Annotated in this window: 14 protein-coding genes; 1 reads left to right on the top strand and 13 read right to left on the bottom strand. The window is 32.5% G+C overall.

The window, feature by feature from the left end; all coding sequences use genetic code 11:
• Window positions 1–45 precede the first annotated feature (45 nt).
• From hisIE to hisG, 9 genes are all read right to left on the bottom strand, one after another.
• Window positions 46–645, bottom strand: coding sequence for a bifunctional phosphoribosyl-AMP cyclohydrolase/phosphoribosyl-ATP diphosphatase HisIE (gene hisIE, locus E9099_RS15980; RefSeq protein WP_136584527.1), 600 nt, complete (start codon window positions 643–645; stop codon window positions 46–48).
• Window positions 646–1204: 559 nt separating this feature from the next.
• Window positions 1205–1960, bottom strand: a complete 756-nt coding sequence (gene hisF, locus E9099_RS15975) for an imidazole glycerol phosphate synthase subunit HisF (protein WP_136584526.1) — start codon at window positions 1958–1960, stop codon at window positions 1205–1207.
• 82 nt (window positions 1961–2042) lie between these two features.
• Window positions 2043–4154, bottom strand: a complete 2112-nt coding sequence (locus E9099_RS15970; protein ID WP_136584525.1) for a NosD domain-containing protein — start codon at window positions 4152–4154, stop codon at window positions 2043–2045.
• Between the two features lie 244 nt (window positions 4155–4398).
• Window positions 4399–5133 (bottom strand): 1-(5-phosphoribosyl)-5-[(5-phosphoribosylamino)methylideneamino]imidazole-4-carboxamide isomerase, encoded by a 735-nt coding sequence (hisA, locus tag E9099_RS15965; RefSeq protein WP_136584524.1) that lies wholly within the window; start codon window positions 5131–5133, stop codon window positions 4399–4401.
• Between the two features lie 113 nt (window positions 5134–5246).
• Complete coding sequence (gene hisH / locus E9099_RS15960; protein ID WP_136584523.1) at window positions 5247–5828, bottom strand: imidazole glycerol phosphate synthase subunit HisH; 582 nt, start codon at window positions 5826–5828, stop codon at window positions 5247–5249.
• Window positions 5828–6967, bottom strand: a complete 1140-nt coding sequence (gene hisB, locus E9099_RS15955) for a bifunctional histidinol-phosphatase/imidazoleglycerol-phosphate dehydratase HisB (RefSeq protein ID WP_136584522.1) — start codon at window positions 6965–6967, stop codon at window positions 5828–5830. Before hisB ends, hisH begins: the two co-directional genes overlap by 1 nt.
• A gap of 54 nt (window positions 6968–7021) precedes the next feature.
• Window positions 7022–8056, bottom strand: a complete 1035-nt coding sequence (hisC, locus tag E9099_RS15950; RefSeq protein WP_136584521.1) for a histidinol-phosphate transaminase — start codon at window positions 8054–8056, stop codon at window positions 7022–7024.
• Window positions 8057–9047: 991 nt separating this feature from the next.
• On the bottom strand, window positions 9048–10331 hold the full coding sequence (gene hisD / locus E9099_RS15945; RefSeq protein ID WP_136584520.1) for a histidinol dehydrogenase: 1284 nt from the start codon (window positions 10329–10331) through the stop codon (window positions 9048–9050).
• Window positions 10331–11188, bottom strand: coding sequence for an ATP phosphoribosyltransferase (hisG, locus tag E9099_RS15940; protein ID WP_136584519.1), 858 nt, complete (start codon window positions 11186–11188; stop codon window positions 10331–10333). Before hisG ends, hisD begins: the two co-directional genes overlap by 1 nt.
• 286 nt (window positions 11189–11474) lie before the next feature.
• On the opposite strand from hisG, the gene E9099_RS15935 reads away from it, so the two are divergent.
• The gene (locus E9099_RS15935) at window positions 11475–11993 is read left to right on the top strand and encodes a thioredoxin family protein (RefSeq protein ID WP_136584518.1); all 519 of its coding nucleotides are present in this window, start codon (window positions 11475–11477) and stop codon (window positions 11991–11993) included.
• 75 nt (window positions 11994–12068) lie between these two features.
• On the opposite strand, the gene E9099_RS15930 is transcribed toward E9099_RS15935, so the two are convergent.
• The 4 genes from E9099_RS15930 to E9099_RS15915 all read right to left on the bottom strand — a co-directional run bounded on the left by E9099_RS15930 (window position 12069) and on the right by E9099_RS15915 (window position 18817).
• Window positions 12069–12884, bottom strand: coding sequence for a prohibitin family protein (locus tag E9099_RS15930; protein ID WP_136584517.1), 816 nt, complete (start codon window positions 12882–12884; stop codon window positions 12069–12071).
• Window positions 12885–12896: 12 nt separating this feature from the next.
• A complete protein-coding gene (locus E9099_RS15925; protein ID WP_136584516.1) occupies window positions 12897–14930 on the bottom strand; it encodes a VWA domain-containing protein in 2034 nt (677 codons plus the stop codon).
• 8 nt (window positions 14931–14938) lie between these two features.
• Entirely contained in the window at window positions 14939–15685 is a 747-nt protein-coding gene (gene fabG / locus E9099_RS15920) for a 3-oxoacyl-[acyl-carrier-protein] reductase (protein WP_136584515.1), read from the bottom strand.
• Window positions 15686–15847: 162 nt separating this feature from the next.
• Window positions 15848–18817: a M16 family metallopeptidase gene (locus E9099_RS15915; RefSeq protein ID WP_136584514.1), complete on the bottom strand. Its 2970-nt coding sequence runs from the start codon at window positions 18815–18817 to the stop codon at window positions 15848–15850.
• Between the last annotated feature and the right edge of the window lie 10 nt (window positions 18818–18827).

Below are 18827 nucleotides of genomic sequence, written 5' to 3'. Positions count from 1 at the left end.
TTTAGTATTAACTAAAATACGTTTAAAAACATAAAAAAGACTTTATTATTTCTCTCTACTTTTCAATACGTCTACTACATCATTAAGCTTAAACCCTTTAGCTTGTAATAACATTAAATAATGAAACAGTAAATCTGCACTTTCGCTTAAAAACAAGTCGTCTTTGTTATCCATTGCTTCAATAACAACTTCTACCGCTTCCTCACCTACTTTTTGTGCTACTTTATTAATTCCTGAAGCAAATAACGACGCGACATAAGATTTCTCTGTATTTCCGGCTGCTACTCTACTTTCAATAGTGTTTTCTAATTTTGAAATAAAACCGAAGTTCTCAGAATTGGTATCGTTCCAACACGTATCAGAGCCTTTGTGACATGTTGGTCCTTTAGGGTTAACTTGAATTAATAACGTGTCGTTATCACAATCTAGTTTTATATCTACTAGGTTTAAGACATTACCACTTTCTTCACCTTTAGTCCATAAGCGGTTTTTAGTACGACTAAAAAAGGTTACTAATTTAGTGGCTTTAGTTTTATTGAATGCTTCTTCGTTCATGTAACCCAACATCAACACGTTTTTTGTTGTGGCATCTTGGATTACTACTGGCACTAAACCGTCGTTGTTTTTATTGAAATCTATTGTCATCTTGTTGTTTATTGGAATTGCTAAGTGTTTTTATTTACTTAGTACTGTTTTCTTAATTATGCGATACTGAAACTAGTTCAGCTTGACGTTGTATTATTTCTATGTCGTCAGTTCGAGTGACATTGCTTTTTTTGCTATTTTGTATCGAAAACTTATTTTGTTGTGCTTCTCGATACAATTTGCTCATGCTTCACAAATCACTCGAAGTGACGTAATGTTTTCTTTGCTCTGTTTAATTTAGAGCAAACTACTCTTTTATGCTTTACTTTATGTGATACTGAAACAAGTTCAGTATGACGTTGCGATTATTTCTATATCGTCAGTTCGAGTGAAATTGCTTTTTCTGCAATTTTGTATCGAGAACTTATTTTGTTGTGCTTCTCGATACAATTTGCTCATGCTTCACAAATCACTCGAAGTGACGTAATGTTTTGTTTTTATTGGTTTCTTGTAATACAAACCAATCTATTCTTCTTTATTTTATGTAATACTGAAACAAGTTCAGAATGACGTTGCTATAATTAGTGTGTCGTCAGTTCGAGTGAATTAATATGACATGTTACAATCTAACTTCTATATTATTTTCTCGTAGTTCTTCTTTTAAATCTTGTATTGCTATTTCACCAAAATGAAAGACACTTGCAGCCAAAGCAGCGTCCGATTTTCCGTCTTTAAACGTATCTATAAAATGTTGTACTGTTCCCGCGCCTCCCGAAGCTATTATCGGAATATTTAATGTTTCCGATAACTTTGCTAAGGCTTCATTTGCAAACCCTGCTTTTGTACCATCGTTATTCATAGACGTAAACAAAATTTCTCCTGCGCCTCTACTTTCAACTTCTTTTGCCCAATCAAATAAATTCAATTCTGTTGGAATACTTCCTCCAGCTAAATGCACCATCCATTCGCCATCTATTTGTTTAGCATCAATAGCAACCACAACACACTGACTCCCAAATTTATTGGCCAATTCGTTAACTAATTCAGGTCTTTTAACTGCTGAAGAGTTGATAGACACTTTATCAGCACCAGATTTTAATAACACATCAACATCTGCTATTGAAGAAATACCACCTCCAACTGTAAACGGAATATTAACATGTTCGGCCACTTTTAAAACCATATCAATCATGGTTTTTCGACCTTCTAATGTTGCTGAAATATCCAAAAACACTAATTCGTCTGCACCTTTTAATGCGTATTGCTTAGCTAACTCTACAGGATCACCGGCATCACGTAGGTTTACAAAATTGACACCTTTAACGGTTCTTCCGTCTTTAATGTCTAAGCATGGTATGATTCGTTTTGTAAGCATAGTTATACGTTTGATATTTACGATAATCAGACCATCCTTTTTTATAAAAAATGGCTTGGTCTTTCATCATGATACTTCTTTATTAATTATTTCCCGAAAAAACATTATTTACGCCACCATCAAAAAAACCTTCTAAACCATTACTATTTATAAAAGTATTATTTATGATTGTAGAATTATTTCCTAAAAAATGTAAAGGAGATCGGAAAGTAGACTCGTTATTAACCGTATTATTTTCCATAGATATATACGCCCCTTCTGTAACAGAAATTCCTGTATTATTATTTCCAACAGCCTTAACTATGTTATCATTAAAAATAATATTTGATCCTGATAACGTTACAGCTGTAGATAAAGTCCCATCATTAGTTCCCTCAAATGTATTACCTGTAATTTCTACATCTGTCGAATTACCAGCACCAAAAGTAACTCCATTACTGGAATTTATTAATATATTATTTTTCACCATCGTATTACTAGTTCCCGATAGCCCTAAACCAGCACCGTTAAACTCATTACCCATAATAGTTATATTAGAAGACCCTGATATTATTCCACTTCTAGATGCATTTATTATATTATTCATAAAAACAAATTGATAATCCTCATGTTCAGGTTCTGTATTTATAGCCAGTATATTTAAAGGTTTTCCGTCTTCTAAGGCAAAATCATTATCATAAACATTTACATTATCTAAATACGTTTGTCCCAATATACCAACAGAGTTTTCGATGTTACTTTCGAAGTTATTATCATAAACTTCGGCATTCAATAAAGAAGCCAATTGAATCCCAACCTTACAATTGATAAGATTATTATCATAGACTTCTACATTTTGATCAGTTAAAAAGATACCTACACCATCTGGGTTAGTCACTGTATTACCTGACACAATATTATCAATACCATTAAATCCTAAAAAACCTCCATAAATTTTACCTGAAGTATTATTTGTAACCCTTACATTAAGTGACGTACTCCATCCAATACTGTTCTCTGCTGTGTTACCCGAAATTTCAATATCAGTAGAACCAACCGTTAAAATATCATGATTAGAACTTGAGTAGCTATCTTCGACAAAATTATTTCTAATAATAACCCCTGTTACTACTTGCATTACCTGTGTTTCAGTTAATATCCCAATTTTTGGAGCTCTTCCTTCTGATGTTCCAAAAGGTGTTTCAACATCAATACCTGCTCTATAAGAATAACAATCTTCAATAATAACATCCATTCCATCTGTGACCTGAAGATTATTTTTTGCATTAGAATCCATTGTACAGTTCTTTACTATCACATTTTGACTTGGTATATAGTCGCTGTTTTGTTGAAAAGAATAACTTTGGATTACTATTCCACTATCTCCAGCAAAACTAACACTTACATTATCTATAACTGTATTTTCTGCTCCAGTAATCTGTAGCACATGACTACCACCCACTGTTGGTCCATGTCTTAATCTATCTCCAATTAAATGACCTCCAGAAACGTTAACATTAGTAGATTGATATATTTTAACAAGTTTAGAACTTAAAATACTATTCACAGGTAAAGCTCTTATGTACGTATTGTCAGCCATTTTTAAATGAAAATTAGATGACGGTAAAAATAGCACCGCATTAAAAGCTGCTGCCGCATTATCCTCTCCATTATGACAATCAAAAAAAGCATTAAGCTTACCAATAGTAAACACAGAAGCTCCCATATCATGGACGGTATTCAAAGTGTTTTTGATAATTTGATAATTATTATAAGCATCCACTTGCGAAGATGGCTCAGGATTATTTTCGCCTTCAACTTCTACGATTCCCCATCTGAAGGGGTAAAAAACAAAATCTTCATCTACTAAGTCTACATTTCCTTCTACAGTTAAATCAGAATTTAACAATTCTCCTGCTATTGTTCCTGAACCTTCAAAATTTAATGTACCATTAAAAATATTACCACCTTCGAAACTAAAAGTGACACCCGCCGGGACAGTAATTGTTTGTCCCTCTAAATCTAATAAACAATTGATAACGACAGACGTATTTTCTTGAATATCAAAATCACTATATAAACAAGTTTCTGTTGCAGTAATAAGAACGCCCTCTACGGAACCTGATTCTTGATCTTCATTATCAATGCTATCATCTTTCTTACATGATGTTACTACTGTAATTATTAACAGTAGAAAAGGGATAATTTTTTTCATCTTTTTAATTTAAAATTTAGGTTGATAACTACTCAAATTTATCTATTACTCATTATTAATAGTAAATCTCACTAGTTGTTTTTGTTTTATTTTTTTTTAATCAATATCTCTATGTACAATAATACTCCTATTTGTGATTTCAGCTATATTAAAATACAATCTTGCAATTTATGGATACTTCGACTGCGCTCAGTATGGCCTCAATATTATAATTATTTATGTAGCAACATCACTATAAATGACCTTATAAAAAACGTTCTAATTCTTTTAAAGTAATTCTGTTTTCATATAAAGCTTTTCCGATAATCACACCTTCACATCCAATATCTGCAAGCTTTTCTAAATCTTCGATAGTTGTAACACCTCCTGATGCAATTAATTTAACCGACTGGCCAGAACTATCATTGCTACATTGTTCTATTATATTTTTATACAACTCCAAAGAAGGCCCTTCTAACATACCATCTTTAGAAATATCTGTACAAATTACATATTGTATGCCCTGTTTTTGGTAATCCTTAATAAATGGAATCACCTCCAAACTACTTTCTTCTAACCAACCACTTATTGCAATTTTTTCGTTATTACAATCAGCACCAAGAATAATTTTCTGTGTTCCGTATTTACTAATCCAACTCTCAAAAGTAGCCCTGTTTTTTACAGCTATACTTCCACCTGTAATTTGTTTTGCTCCAGAGTTAAATGCTGTAATAATATCGTTATCCGACTTTAAACCACCTCCAAAATCGATTTTTAGATTAGTTTTAGAAGCGACTTGCTCTAAGACTTTATAGTTTACTACGTGCGCTGCTTTTGCACCTTCTAAGTCAACCATATGCAAGTATTCAATTCCTGCATCTTCAAATTGCTTAGCGATTTCTAACGGATTTTCACTATAGATTTTAGTCGTACTGTAATCGCCTTTAGTCAAACGTACACACTTCCCTTCTATAATATCTATTGCTGGTATTATTCTCATGGATTAATTTGTTAATCAACCCTGAATTTATTTCAGGGTCTGTTAATTTTCTGATTACTATTTGTTTTAATTTGAGACCTTTCGACTACGCTAAAGGTGACAAATTTATGATTTTACAATTCTAAAAAATTCTTTAATATTTGTTCTCCTTCAGTACTACTTTTTTCAGGGTGAAACTGTACACCATAAAAATTATTATGTTGCAAAGCAGAAGCAAAGTCTAAACTATAAGTAGTAGTAGCGATACTTTCTTTACAGTCTTCAGCATAAAAACTATGTACAGAATACATAAACGCTTCATTTTTGACACCTTTAAATAAATCAGATTTTAAATCTGTAATAGTATTCCATCCCATTTGCGGTACTTTAACAGAGTTGTCAAAACGTTTGACCGCTACATCAAAAATACCTAAACCCTCTGTATTTCCTTCTTCAGACGATTTACACATTAATTGCATTCCTAAACAAATCCCTAAAACAGGTTGTGATAACGTCGGAATCAACACGTCCAAACCACTTGTTTTTAGCATGCGCATTGCTGAGCTAGCTTCTCCAACTCCTGGAAATATCACTTTGTCTGCAGCTTTAATTTCTTCTGGATTATTAGATAATATAGCATCATATCCTAAGCGTTTAAACGCAAACTGTATGCTTTTTATATTACCTGCTCCGTAGTCTATAATTACTAGTTTCATTACAACATCCCTTTAGTTGATGGTAAAAACATTTTGTTAGAATCACGCTTTACGGCCATTTTCATAGCTTTTGCAAATGCTTTAAAGATACCTTCTATTTTGTGATGTTCGTTAGTGCCTTCTGCTTTAATATTCAAGTTACATTTTGCACCATCTGTAAACGATTTAAATAAATGAAAGAACATTTCAGTTGGCATATCACCAATCTTTTCACGTTTAAAATCCGCGTCCCATTCTAACCAGTTTCTACCACCAAAATCAACTGCAACTTGCGCTAAACAGTCATCCATTGGTAAACAAAACCCATAACGCTCGATACCTAATTTATTACCTAAAGCTTTATTAAACAACTCCCCTAAAGCAATCATAGTATCTTCTATCGTGTGGTGCTCATCCACCTCTAAATCACCTTCTACTTTAATAGTTAAATCCATTGCTCCATGACGACCAATTTGGTCTAGCATATGGTCAAAAAAGGATAAACCAGTATCAATATTATTTTTACCAGAACCGTCTAAATTTAATTTGATATAAATTTTAGTCTCGTTAGTATTTCTTGTGATTTCTTGAACACGATCTTCTAATTTTAAAAACTCGTAGATCGCTTCCCAATCTGCGCTAGTCAATGCTATACAATCAATAATCGCTTGTTTTGACGTTTCAATTTCGTCAGCACCTAATTCTGGATCTTCGGACAAAAAGATACCTTTTGCTCCTAGGTTTTTAGCTAATTCCATATCTGTAATGCGGTCTCCTAAAACAAAACTATTTGCTAAATCGTACTTTTCTTTATCAAAATACTTAGTCAATAAACCAGTTCTAGGCTTACGTGTGTCTGCATTTTCGTGCGGAAATGTTTTGTCTATATACACATCTGTAAACACAACGCCTTCTTTTTCAAAAGCAGTCATCACTTTATTTTGCGCAGGCCAAAAGGTGTCTTCAGGAAATGAATCTGTTCCTAAACCGTCCTGATTGGTCACCATTACCAGCTCGTAATCCAATTCTGAAGCAATTTTAGCCATATATTGAAACACTTTTGGATAATACTCCAACTTCTCTAAACTATCTAATTGATAATCTACGGGTGGCTCTAGCACTAATGTTCCGTCTCTGTCTATGAATAATACTTTTTTCATGTGATATATTTTGTAGTGATACTCTGAAACACATTCAGAATGCCGTTATTTTTATTAAATAGTATTTAGTGTTGCAATTAACCTCTCATTTTCCTCTGGAGTTCCAATGGTAATACGAAGACAGTTTTTTACTTGTGTATTTCTATTTCTAATAATTACTTTTTGCTCAATTAAATATTGATATGTTTTATTAGCATCATCAACTTCTACTAACAAAAAATTAGCGTCTGTAAGATATATCTTTTTAACTATCTCTAATTTACTTAAAGCCTCTTTTAACTTCGTTCTTTCTTCAAGAATAGTCTCAATGTTTTGAGTTACTACATTTAAGTTATTCAAACTATTTAAAACCGCTTCTTGATTTAAAGTACTCACATTATAAGGTGGTTTTACACGATTATAAAGTGCTATTATAGCTTGACTAGCATAAGCAACTCCTACTCTAACGCCTGCCAACCCCCAAGCTTTACTAAATGTTTGACTAACAATTAAATTATCGTATTTATCAATATTTTTAATAAACGACGCTTGTCCGCTAAAATCAATATAAGCTTCGTCTACAATTACGATACCATTAAAATTCTCCAAAATATATTCAATATCCTCTGGATTTAAACTGTTTCCTGTTGGGTTATTAGGCGAACATATAAAAATGATTTTTAAATCTTCAAAATCTAAATACGGTTGTAATTGATTTAAATTAATCTGAAAATCGTTAATTAACGGTTGTTCTATAACTTCAATATTATTAATGTTTGCAGACACATTATACATCCCGTAAGTTGGCGTAAAGGTTAAGACCTTATCTTGTCCTGGTTCGCAAAAAATACGAAATGCTAAATCAATAACTTCATCACTACCATTACCAATAAAAATCTGGTCTGCTTTGACCTTCTTAATAGCAGATAACTTCTCCTTAATCTTTTTCTGCTGTGGATCTGGATATCTATTTAAATCTCCAAATGGATTCTCGTTTGCATCTAGAAAAACATCTGCAGTCCCTTTAAATTCATCTCTTGCAGAAGAATACGGTTTTAGTGCTTTTATATTAGCTCTAACAAGGTTATTTATGTTTATTTTTTGGCTCATTTTTTCTTATTACTAAATGTATTGGCAGTATTCTGTTGTATTATTCTTATGACCTATCACTTGTTTCAACCATCACGTCACACTGAATTTATTTGAGTGTCTCATTATTTATACTTGTGTGATACTGAAACTAGTTCAGCATGACGTTGCGACGCCGTGTCTACATTTTAAATCATGAATTATAATTAACAATTCATGATTCTCGTTTCTTAACTCTTGTTTCAACCATTGCGTCACACTGAATTTATTTCAGTGTCCCATTATTTTACTTATGTGATACTGAAACTAGTTCAGCATGACGTTGCGACTTTGTGTTAATTTTTAAATTATGATTTATAATTAACAATTCATGATTCTTATCCTCTATCTCTTGTTTCAACTATCGCATCACACTGAATTTATTTCAGTGTCCCATTATTTATACTTGTGTGATACTGAAACGAGTTCAGCATGACGTTGCGACTTTGTGTTAATTTTTAAATTATGATTTATAATTAACAATTCATGATTCTCGTTTCTTAACTCTTATTTAAACCGTCACGTCACACTGAATTTATTTCAGTGTCTCATTATTTTTATTTGTGCGATACTGAAACTAGTTCAGCATGACGTTGCGACGCCGTGTCTACATTTTAAATCATGATTTATGATTCACAATTCATGATTCTCGTTTCTTAACTCTTGTTTCAATCATCGCGTCACACCGAATTTATTTCAGTGTCTCATTATTTATACTTGTGTGATACTGAAACTAGTTCAGTATGACGTGGCGATAGTGTTTACATTTTAAATTATGATTCACAATTCATGATTCTTGTTTCTCATTCCCTGTCTCTCGTTTCAATCATCGCGTCACACTGAATTTATTTCGGTGTCCCATTATTTATACTTGTGTGATACTGAAACTAGTTCAGCATGACGTGGCGACGCTGTGTTTAAATTTTAACTTATGATTCATGATTCACAACTCATGAATCTTACTTCTTCTCTCTTATTTTAAATCCTTTAATCGAATAGTCACCGCATTTTTATGCGCTTGCAATCCTTCGGCTTCAGCCATTAACTCAATAGTGCTTCCTATATTTAGTAACCCTTGTTTTGTAATATTCTGAAATGTAATCGCTTTTGTAAAACTATCTAAATTCACACCAGAATAAGCTTTACTAAATCCATTAGTTGGCAAAGTGTGATTGGTCCCTGAAGCATAATCCCCTGCACTTTCTGGCGTGTAATTACCAATAAATACCGATCCTGCATTCTCGATTCCGTCTACATAAAAATCATTGTTATTTGTACAAACAATAAAGTGTTCTGGTCCGTACTGATTAATTAAATCTAAGGCTATGGCATCAGTTTCAACTAAAATAGATTTAGAATGATCTATTGCTTGTTGTGCAATATCTTGTCTTGGAAGCGCTTTTAGCTGAAGCTGAATCTCTTCCGCGACAGCGTCAATTAAATTTTGAGAGGTAGACACCAAAATAACTTGGCTATCTGCACCATGCTCTGCTTGACTTAATAAATCCGAAGCCACATAACTAGCATTTGCAGTATCGTCTGCCACAACTAATAACTCACTTGGACCTGCAGGCATATCAATAGCAACTCCATATTTAGTCGATAATTGCTTAGCAACAGTTACAAATTGATTTCCTGGTCCAAATATTTTATAAACCTGAGGAATACTTGCTGTACCAAAGGTTAAACCAGCAATAGCTTGAATTCCGCCCACTTTTATGATTTTAGTCACACCACAAAGTTGTGCTGAATATAAAATTTCGTTAGCAATTTTACCGTCTTTATTTGGTGGCGAACATAATACTATCTCTTTACAACCTGCAATTTGCGCAGGCACTGCTAGCATTAAAACCGTCGAAAACAAAGGCGCTGTACCAGCAGGAATATAAATCCCAACTTTTTGAATTGCTCTTTTTTCTTGCCAACAGTTAACACCTTCCGTCGTTTGCACACTAACTTTTTCTGTCTTTTGCGCGGTATGAAATGCTTCAATATTGCTTTTTGCTTGCTGAATGGCTTCTTTTAATGGCTTTGAAACTTTAGCACTTGCTGCTTCAACTTCTTCAACTGTCACCACATTTGATGCTAATTCTGCTCCATCAAATAATTGCGTGTACTTAGCGACCGCTTGATCACCATTACGTTGTACGTCTTCAAAAATTTGAGTTACCGTAGCTTCTATATCATTAACGGTTTGTGTTGGACGTTGCAAAATGTCTGACCATGTTGCTTTTTCTGGGTTGTTTATAGTTTTCATTATAATACCATGTTATCGATTGGACAAACTAGGATACCTTCTGCTCCATTTAGTTTTAGTTCGTCAATAATTTCCCAGAAATCATTTTTATTAATTACAGAGTGGATCGAGCTCCAACCCTCTTGTGCCAATGGTAAAACCGTTGGACTTTTCATTCCTGGTAAAATATTTATAATATCGTCTACCTTGTTATTTGGTGCATTTAATAAAACGTAACGTGATTGTCTAGCTTTTAAAACAGATTGTAATCTGAATTGTAGTTTATCAAGTATAGCCTGATTGTCATCAGAAATTTGAGGAGATACGGCTAAAACAGCTTCTGACTTTAAAATAACTTCTGCTTCCTTTAAACCGTTTTTAAATAATGTACTTCCGCTAGAAACAATATCTACAATAGCATCTGCTAATCCAATATTTGGAGCAATCTCTACAGATCCATTAATAATGTGTAAGTTGGCTGTTACTCCGTTTTTCTCTAAAAACTGATTTACAGTATTTGGATATGACGTTGCAATGCGTTTTCCTTCTAAGTCTTTTACTGAATTATACTTTACTCCTTTTGGCACTGCCACAGACACTTTACAAGTAGAAAATCCAAGTTTTTCAGAAATTGTAATACCATTTCCTTTTTCTATTAAGACGTTTTCTCCAATAATAGCGACGTCTACGACACCATCTTTAAGATATTGGGGAATGTCTCCATTACGTAGATAAAAAATTTCTAATGGAAAGTTTTTTGCTGATGCTTTTAATTGGTCTTTACCATTATCTATGGCAATACCAACTTCTTTTAGAATTCGCATGGAATCCTCGTTTAATCTTCCTGATTTTTGAACTGCAATTTTTAATTTACTCATCTTGTTTTCTTTTTAATTTTTTAGATTCTTTTGAAAATTTGAGTAAATCTTTAGGAAAGTGTATAAATACAAAAAACCGCTTGATTTACTCAAACGGTTTTAAAATATATTTTGTTTTTATTCAATACATTTCTAACTGGCTTGAGTGCTAGTATGGAAATGATGATGATGTGATTGAATAAAGTTCATGTTTTTTTCTTATATACAAATATTGTTAAATTTTATTTTAAAAACCAAATTAATCTGCAATAAAATTCTATTTTTATTCTAAATATAACCTAAACCCATGAAATTAAAACTAATCTTACTGGTTTCTCTATTTTTTATTACGAGTCAAATCGCTAGAAGCCAAGAGTCAGCGGACGTGATTTTAAAAGAAGCACAAGTCACAGCTAAAAAAGAAGGAAAACATATTTTTATAATGTTTCATGCGTCTTGGTGTGGCTGGTGCAAAAAAATGGACAACAATATGATGTCCGATAGGACAAAAGCGCTTTTTGAAGGCGCTTATGTAATCAAACATTTAACGGTTCAAGAATCTAAAAAGAATAAAAACTTAGAAAACCCTGGTGCTCAAGAACTACTCGTTAAATATAAAGGTGAAAATTCTGGTATTCCTTTTTGGTTGATTTTAGATGCAGATGGCAACTTAATAACCGACTCCTTAGATAACAAAGGGAATAACATCGGTTGTCCCGCAACACCTGACGAGGTTAAACAGTTTACAGCTAAGCTAAAAGCAAGCTCTACTTTAACTGAAACCGATCTTAAAGTTATTTACAATCAATTTGTCGATCGTCCTTAACATTATATTAAAAGCATAAAAAAAGCAACACTAAATTTAGTGTTGCTTTTTTTTTTATAAATGTTTTTTTCAGTTTTACTGATTACCTAAAATAATAGGCATTCCACTATCCCCTGATCCAATAACAATCACTTTACTATTAGGCGACTCAGACAACTTTACCGTTGCTTCAATACCTTTATCTTGTAAAATTTTATCCGTTAATGATGCACTTAAAATACGATTGGCATCTGCTTTTCCTTGCGCCTCAATAATTACTTTTTCTGCCTCTTTAGCAGCTGTAACTAATCTAAATTCATACTCTAAAGACTCTTGCTCCTGTTTTAATTTACGTTCAATAGCATCTTTTATTGTTGGCGGTAGCGTCACGTCTCTGACTAAAACTTCATTCAATTGGATATATTGATTTTCGACTAATTTTTTTGTTTCTTCAAAAATCTCTTCCTGAATAGCATCTCTTTTACTCGAATACAGCTGCTCTGGAGTATATCTACCTACAACACTTCTTGCTGCCGAGCGAATAGCTGGTAGTAAAACACGATTAATATATTCTTTACTTTTCTCTTGATGTAGTTTTCCTAGATTTTTAAAATCTGGTTGAAACCAAATCGAAGCATCCAATTTAATATCCAATCCATTTGACGATAAAGCACTCATTTTTTCGAAAACTTCCTGCTGTCTTACTTCATATATAAATACCTTGTTCCAAGGCGCTACAATATGAAACCCCTCTCCCATTGGTGGCTCATCAATAACGACTCCGTCTCCAAAAGTTTCAAAAAGCACACCTGCTTGTCCTGAGTCAATAGTAACAGCCGATTTTGCAATTAAAATAATAGCTATCACAACTCCGATAAGTATTGGAAATGCAATTTTTGGTAATTTCTCCATAGTTTTTCTTTTTTAAATTAATCCTTGATATTTTCTTATAAACCACTCTAAAGATAAGCTCAGCGCTATAATAAATAGTAAATAATACCAATCAATCAAAGGTACAACACTTTTATTACTTTTTTGAGTAGCTTGGTACCGCTTATCCATTAATAGCTCTTTTGCTAAAGCATTATAATCACTTACAAAATAAGCATTTCCATTACTATTTGTAGCTAACTGTTGTAGCTTTGTTACATCGGCATTCAAAAATTGCTCCTCGACATTATATTCAATAATTTTAAAGCTTCCTGAAACTGATATTTTCTCTGAAGCCGAACTAACCGTGAAATTATAATTCCCAGCCTCTAAACCATTTAAATTAGCTTGGTAATTGTTTCCTTTTAAAATCAAAGGTCTATTGAATTTTATTCCTGTGTCATTATTTTTTAATGACATTGATAAAGAAGCATTGGCATCAAACTCATAATTCTTATTAAAAAATTGAGCACTAATCACAATATTATCACTTCCATTATAAAATGAATTATAATCGATGTTTAATCTGTTTTTACGTTTGTTTGAAGCTAAGTATTGTACCAATTTGCCTATAAAATTATCAAACTGCAAAAAGTCATCTGTGTTTAAATAACTTTGAGCGCGCCATTGCCATATATTTTCTCCAAATAATATAGCTTCTCTTCTTCCATTAGTTTCTAGTGTTGCTAACAACGGGTGTTCTGTTTTTATTCCAGATACAGTTTTAAACAAAATAGATTCAAAAGGCACATTAAAATCCGCATCACCAAAAGTAGCTTTTAGAGGTGGAAAGCTTTGGAAATCCAAATCTTCAATAATAAAAGAAGTGTAATTTGTATTCAAATTTGGTTGATAATCCTCCGTTTGAGAAGCACTATCTAAACTATAGTTTGTCGAGACACTATTTAAAAAACGCCAATCTGTTTTGGAACCTGAAATAATCCATTTATTTTTATTTTGCTTATCTAACTCCTGAAAAACAGACTTAAAGCTATTGTTTGGCTGATACAAAACAACCAATTGAAAATCATTGATTTGATCCAAAAATTTATTTGGTTTAAAAAACACAACCTCACGTTGCTCGTTACTTTCTATACTCTTTTTTAAAGCTCCTAAATCAGGATGTAAAACTGTACTAACAATAGCAATTTTTGATTTTTGATCAATGAATTCTACTGCAAAATTCTTATAATTATTGGTCTTATTTTTCTCTGTAGACAACGGAATAATCTGCGCTTTATAACTTTGTACGCCAATACTATTTGCAGATAACGCAAAGTTTAAAACTTCGCTATTATTACTTTTATCCAGTTTTACAACTTTAGAATAGACTGTAGTATTACCTTTTGTAACCACAAATTTACTGGTCACAGCTTGCTCTCCATTATACACTACAATAGCTTCAACTGGAAATTTATTCTTTGGATAGGCATATTTATTGACATTCAATTTACTGATTTGTAAGTCAGAATATACAATTGTATCCCCTAATATAATAGGATAAATTGCTTGGCTATATTTTTTTGCAGAGAACTGGTAATCATTACCAATGGTTTGATTTCCATCAGTGACTAGCAGTGTTGGTGATACCGTGTTTTTATAAACCTGAGATAATTCTTTAAAAACCTTATCTAAATTAGTCTGAGACTTGGTAAAAGACAAGCTATCTTGGGCGTTTAAAACATTTCCAAAAGAAAATATTTCAACATTAAACTTATCGTTTAATTGCGAATTGGTTGTAATAGCTTTTAAAACCGCTTTTGCATTTTCGGTTTGCTTTAAATGCTTTATAGACGCAGAGTTATCCACAGCTATCACCAAATTCGGTTTTTCAGTATAATATTTTACTTGCTCAAATTTTGGATTTATAAGCAGTAATAAGACTGAAAAGAAGGTGATAAAACGCAAAAAAGCAAAAAGCGCATTAGATTTTGATGCGCCTTTTGTTTTGTATTTATACTGGAACAACGCTAGTAAAAGCGCTACTATTCCTGCTAAAATGATATATAAGAGTGTTTCTGTTGACATTAATCAGATTATGTTAACATTCCGCCATCCACATTTATTGTCTGTCCAGTTACATACGCTGACATGTCTGATGCTAAGAACACACAAACATTTGCGATATCTTCAGGTGTACCTCCACGTTTTAATGGGATTGCATTACGCCATCCTTTTACTGTGTCTTCATCTAGTTTTGCTGTCATTTCTGTTTCAATAAAACCAGGAGCAATCACGTTACTTCTAATATTTCTTGAGCCTAACTCCAACGCTACAGACTTTGAAAACCCAATAATACCTGCTTTTGAGGCTGCATAGTTAGTTTGTCCTGCATTACCTTTAACCCCAACAACAGAACTCATATTAATAATAGAGCCTTTACGTTGCTTCAACATTGTGCGTTGTACAGCTTTAGTCATATTAAAAACAGATTTTAGGTTGACTTCGATAACTTTATCAAAATCGTCCTCACCCATTCTCATTAATAAATTGTCCTTAGTAATTCCTGCATTATTAATTAACACGTCAATACTACCGAATTCTGCTAGTACATCTTCACCTAATTTTTGAGCTTCTTCAAAACTAGCTGCATTACTTTTATATCCTTTTGCTTTAACACCTAAAGCATTTAATTCTTTTTCCAACTCATTTGCAGCCTCTACAGATGAACTATAAGTGAATGCTACATTAGCACCTTGCTGCGCAAATACTTGAGCAATACCCTTACCAATACCTCTTGAAGCACCTGTGATGATTGCTGTCTTTCCTTCTAAAAGTTTCATTAAAATTATATTTAATTTATTTCCGTAATTACGGAAACGGATTGTTAGTTTACTATTTCAAATATAGTAATTACAAATTGTTATGTATAAAAAAACCTCATAATTTATACTAATTATGAGGTTTTAATAAGTTCTTAAATGTTGTCAAACAACTACTGTTATCTATAGTCTAACGTCTTCTGATTTTTCATAATTAAATAAATGGTCAATATCCATCTCTTGAACTTTCCCTAATTTATTTAACGCCGTTAAATCCACATCTTTCTTGTTTCCAATGACCATAACGTTGTAGTCTTCTCCTTTAATATTATTATCAAAAAACTCACGTAAATCTGCTAATGTCATGTCCTTTATAGCATTATACATTGCTTCTCTATTATCTTCAGACATTCCTAATTTTTGAAGTCTCTCATAACTCCAGAAAATACTTGACTTATTAATACGCTGAGCAGCAATCTGTTTTAAAGTAGACTCTTTAGCTGCATTAAATTGCGCTTCAGATTCTGGCATATCATTCATCAACTCCATCATAGCATCAACAGCCTGAGGCATCTTATTAGCCTGCGTACCAATGTAAGCCATAACATAATTAGCGTCGTCTTTTTCTCTTGCTGTACTATAATTAGACCAAGCAGAATAAGCTAACGATTTAGACTCTCTAATTTCTTGAAAAACAATAGATGATAATCCACCTCCAAAATAGGTGTTAAACAACGTTGAAGCTGCCATGTTTTCTGCTTTAAAAGGTTCTCCCTTAGCTAAAAACATCATTTCAGATTGTACCATATCAAAATCTACAAAAAATACATTTCCACCTGTTTCTTTTTCTTCAAAAGTCATTGCTTCTGGATAGTCTTTCAATTCAGCATTTACTTTATGAGATACATTTAAAGCAGCAACTGCTTTATCGATATCTTTACCGTAATAAAACATACGTTGTTTATAGTTTTTTAAATCTTTAGCTAAATCCACTAATTCTTGTGGGTTAACTTTTTCTAAATCACTAACAGAAATAATATTACGTAAACTTGATTCTTCTCCGTATTTAGCATAATTTAATAAACCACGTCTTAAGATACTTCCTTTATTAGTTTTATTATTTTGTCTTCCTTTTGCTATAGACTGTACATACTTGTCATACGCGTCTTGATTAGGCACTGCGTTATCAAGTAATTCTTCTAACAACTCTAATCCTTTAGGTAAGTTTTCTTTTAAACCACTTAAACCTATATACGTTTTCTCGTTACCTGTGTTTACGTAATAATCTATACCTAACTTATAAAACTCTTTTTTCAAATCTTCATTTGAATATTTGTCTGTTCCTAGGTATTCTAGATATCCAACAGCTAAATCTAATTTTTTATCACTATCACTTCCCATATCGAAAATGATGTTCATATCAAATAAATCATTCGTTTCATTATCAATATATGATACTTTTATTCCACTATCCGTTTTCGTTTCTTTTATAGCAGTAGCATAATCTACATACACCGGTTTTAAATCCTCTGAAACGATTTTATTGAAGTCTTCAATATACTTAGAATTAGCACCTCTATTTAAGTTTACAGGTGTTATTCCTGGGTTTTGTACTTTAACAATTTTATCATCGGCTCCTTTACGCTTATAGGTTACCACGTAATTATCTTTGTAAAATGCATTAGCAAAATCAACTAATTGTTGTTTTGTTATCTTTTTTAACTCATCCAAAAATGCTACTTTATCTTCCCATTTTTCGTTATGAATAAAAGCATTGACATAAGCATCAGCTACAGCCGTACTACTTTCGTATTGACTTAATTGAGATTTTTTTAAATCATTAATAACCGCTTCGATCATCCAATCTTCAAATTCTCCTTTTTTAAGTTTTTCTATTTGCTCTAATAACAAACCTTTAAGCTCATCTAAAGACTGACCTTCTTTAGGAGAACCGCTTAATACGTGATACCCATAATCATTTAAAAATGTAGGTGAAGACCCTGCGTACTGTACTAATTGTTTCTGATTTAAATTTAAATCCATCAAACCTGCATTACCATTAGCCAAAACCATATCCGCTAATGTCACCAATTTTTCGTCTTCCGTATTCACACCACCTGTTCTATACGCAATAGAAATACTTTCTGCTGTTGGTCCAAATACTTCATTTTCTACTATTGCACTTAATGGTGTTTCTTTAGGCAATTCAGGATGTTTAACTTCTTTTCTTTCAAATTTACCAAACGTATTATTCACCTTATTTATAGTAGCGTCAAAATCAAAATCTCCCACTAAAACGACCGCCATATTATTCGGTACATAGTATTTATCAAAATAATTATGAATATCCACCATTGATGGATTTTTTAAATGCTCTGCAGTACCAATAGTATTTTGCTGTCCATAAGGATGATTAGGGAATAAATCTTTTAACATTGCAGCGTAACGCTTACGTCCATCACTATCTTGCCCTCTATTAAACTCTTCAAAAACTGCTTCTAATTCTGTATGAAATAAACGTAACACCACTTGGCTAAAACGCTCACTTTCTAAAGCTAAAAACTTATCCAACTCGTTAGCAGGAATCTTATTTGTATATACTGTTTGCTCAAACCATGTATAAGCATTTGTACCAGTAGCTCCTAAAGAACTTGACATTTTATCGTACTCATTAGCTACTGAATAATTAGAAGCTTCTAACGACACTCTATCAATCTCCTTATAAATAGCTGTTTTTTTTACGAGATCTTTTTCTGCTCTATGGTTCTCGTATAAATTAGAAATAGTATCTAAATACTTTTTTTCGGTTTCCCAATCTACAGTACCTATTTTATCTGTTCCTTTAAAAACCATGTGCTCTAGATAATGAGCTAATCCTGTAGACTCTTTAGGATCATAATTTGAACCTGCTCTTACTGCAATGTAAGTTTGGATTTTAGGTTCTTCGGTGTTTTTGCTTAAATACACTTTAAGACCATTGTCTAAAGTATACAATCGTAAACCAGTCGGATCATTAGCTACGCTCTCGTAACTAAAACCATTGGCATCTTTTTGTGTTTCTGTCTTAACAGCTAATTGATCAGAATTACCTTTTTTGCAACTAGCAACAAAAGTAATCATAGCTACAGCCAAGACTAATTTTAAATGTTTCATTTTTTTTGGT

It is taken from the genome of Psychroserpens sp. NJDZ02, from assembly GCF_004843725.1.
Lineage (GTDB): Bacteria > Bacteroidota > Bacteroidia > Flavobacteriales > Flavobacteriaceae > Olleya.
Note: the sequence above shows the minus strand (reverse complement) of the source record. Positions and strands in the feature narration are given on the sequence as shown.